Here is a 2,417-nt window from a genome sequence, read left to right as displayed (position 1 = left end):
GCCGCGACGCCCAGGCCGGGCTGGCGCTCGCCGGCTTCGCCGTCGGCGGGCTGATCTACTCCGCCCTCGTCGGCCTGCTGGTCCGGTTCCTCGGGATGCAGCGGATGCTGGTCGGCGGCGGCCTCGTCTGCGCCGGTGCCCTGACCATGATCGGCCTCGCGGGGCGCTGGCAGCTCGACGCGGCCGCCCTCGTCGCGATGGGGCTCGGCTTCTACATGCTGCACAACACGTTTCAGGTGCAGGTGACCGAGGTCGCCCCGACCGCCCGCGCCTCGGCGGTGGCGCTCCACGCCTTCTCGTTCTTCTGCGGGCAGGCGCTCGGCGTCGCCGTGCTCGGCGTCGCGCTCCAGGGCATCGGCCAGCTCGCGGCGCTCGCCGCCTGCGCCGTCACGATCCTCGCCGTCGGGATCGCGACCGCCGTGCTGCTGGCAAGGCCGGCGGGGCAGGGCGCAGAGTAGGTCTCTTCGCGAATCCGCTCGGTTTCGACGCCCACGCGCGCCTTCCCTCCCCCTCTGCGGGGGAGGGAAAGAGCGCCACGTCACGCCGGCACGCGCGGCCGCGCCCGTGCCGCCACGGTGCGCGAGGCCGTCTCGCGCAGGGCCTGCTCGATGGCGGCGTTGGCGCGGCCGCGCAGCAGCTTGGTCGCCTCCGCCTCGTCGAACGTGTCGGGGAAGCGCCGGGCCAGCCAGAGGTAGGCGGCGGCGAGCTTGACCGTGCGTTCGAGGTACTCGAGCTCGCCGCCGACGTTGGCCCTCAGAGCCGGGACGGCGGCGCCGGCCGCGCGGGCCTGGACCCAGCGGTCGAGCACCGCGGTCGAGGCCGGGTCGCGCCGGTCGATCGGGCAGACCGCGAAGGCGAAGGCCTCGCGGATCGGCAGGTGCGCCGTGTCGACCGCGCGCGCCGCCTCCAGCGCCTCCTCCATCGCGGAGGGCTGGAACGGGGACCCCTCGTAGAACGTCGCGCGGGAAAAATGCGTCAGCACCTCGGCGAGCGAGTCGGTGCCGAGTTCGGCCGCCGCCGCCTCGATCGCGATCAGGTCCGGCCGGACGTAGAACCGGGTGTCGGCGGCGGGCGCCGTCGGCGCGCCGGCCAGCGCATCGCGGATCGGGCCGAGGCTCACGTCGTCGGTGGCCGAGACGTGGCCCTCGTCCTGATAGCCGAAGCGCCCGGCCCGGCCGGCGATCTGGCGGATCTCGGGGTTGGTGAGCGGGCGGGTCGCCGTGCCGTCCCACTTGGTGACCGCCGAGAAGATCACCCGCTTGAGCGGTCCGAGGTTCAGGCCCATGCCGATCGCGTCGGTGGTGACCAGCACCTCGGCCTCGGCGTCGCGGAACCGTGCCGCTTCCGCCCGGCGCACCTCCGGCGAGAGCGCGCCGTAGATGGTGGCGACGCTGCGCCCGGCCGCCACCAGCGCCTCGCGGTTCTCGTGCACGGCCCGCCGCGAGAAGGCGACGACGGCATCCCCCGGCTGCACGGATTCGAGGGGCACGGGCTCGTCGAGCGCCACCAGCGGGGTCTTGCGCACGAAGGTCACGACGTCGAGCGATTCGCCCGCGGCCTCCGCCGCGCGGCGGACATGCGAGAGCGCGTCGTCCGAGCCGCAGACGATCACGGTCTTCGCCGGGATCCCGAACAGCGCGTTAGTCCAGGCCCAGCCGCGATCGGGGTCGGACAGCATCTGGATCTCGTCGATCACCGCGACCTCGACCGGGCGGCGCAGGTCCGCGGTCTCGATGGTGCGCGCGGTGTGGCTCGGGTCCGGCTCCCCCAGAATCTCCTCGCCGGTGACCATGCCGGCGCGCAGGCCCCGCTCGAGCAGGGCCTCGTAGTTCTCCAGCGCGAGCAGGCGCAAGGGCGCGAGGTAGGTCCCGGTCGGCGCCTTTGCCAGCACTTCCAGCGCCGCGTAGGTCTTGCCGGAATTGGTCGGGCCCATGTGGAAGACGATGCGCCGGTTCAGCCGGCGGGCGGGCACGAACTTGTCGATGTAGGAGCCGAACCCGACCCGGTCGCGCAGGCGGCGACGGCCGGATTCCTCGCGCGCCACCACCTTCGCCCGCGTCCGCACCGTCTTCAGGGTGTCGAGGATCGCGTGAGCGAGGTTCGGCGCGGGCGTGAAGACGCGAGCGCGCAGCGACCGGTCGAGATGGGCGATGTAGGTCGGCGCGTCCGCCCCGATCTCGTGGAGGTCGTCCCGGATCTGGTCGCGCAGGCGCGCGACCGTGCGGTGGAGCGTGCGCGCCGAGGCCGCCGACGTCTCGGCCAGCGCCCGGCGCAGGTCGTCGAGGCGCCAGGCCGGATCGTTGCCGAGCGCCATCTCCTCCAGGATCTCGGCCGCCGCCTCGCCCGGCGGCGCGTCGAGGCGCAGGTCGAGGCGGCCGTCGTCGAGGAGCGGCAGGCCGACCCGGAGCCGCCAGGCG

At 74.3% G+C, this 2,417-nt stretch carries 1 protein-coding gene and 1 pseudogene; one reads left to right on the top strand and one right to left on the bottom strand.

The features are described from left to right. Positions 1-458: pseudogene (locus tag FV223_RS25420) on the top strand (MFS transporter); the annotation flags it as partial. Between the two features lie 80 nt (positions 459-538). Here the strand turns inward: FV223_RS25420 and FV223_RS25415 are convergent. Beyond that, positions 539-2,417, bottom strand: a 1,879-nt coding sequence (locus FV223_RS25415; RefSeq protein WP_147729547.1) for a helicase-related protein, incomplete at its 5' end; no start/stop codon positions are given.

Origin of the sequence: Methylobacterium sp. WL116 (assembly GCF_008039455.1) — a bacterium.
Taxonomy (GTDB): Bacteria; Pseudomonadota; Alphaproteobacteria; order Rhizobiales; family Beijerinckiaceae; genus Methylobacterium.
Note: the sequence above shows the minus strand (reverse complement) of the source record. Positions and strands in the feature narration are given on the sequence as shown.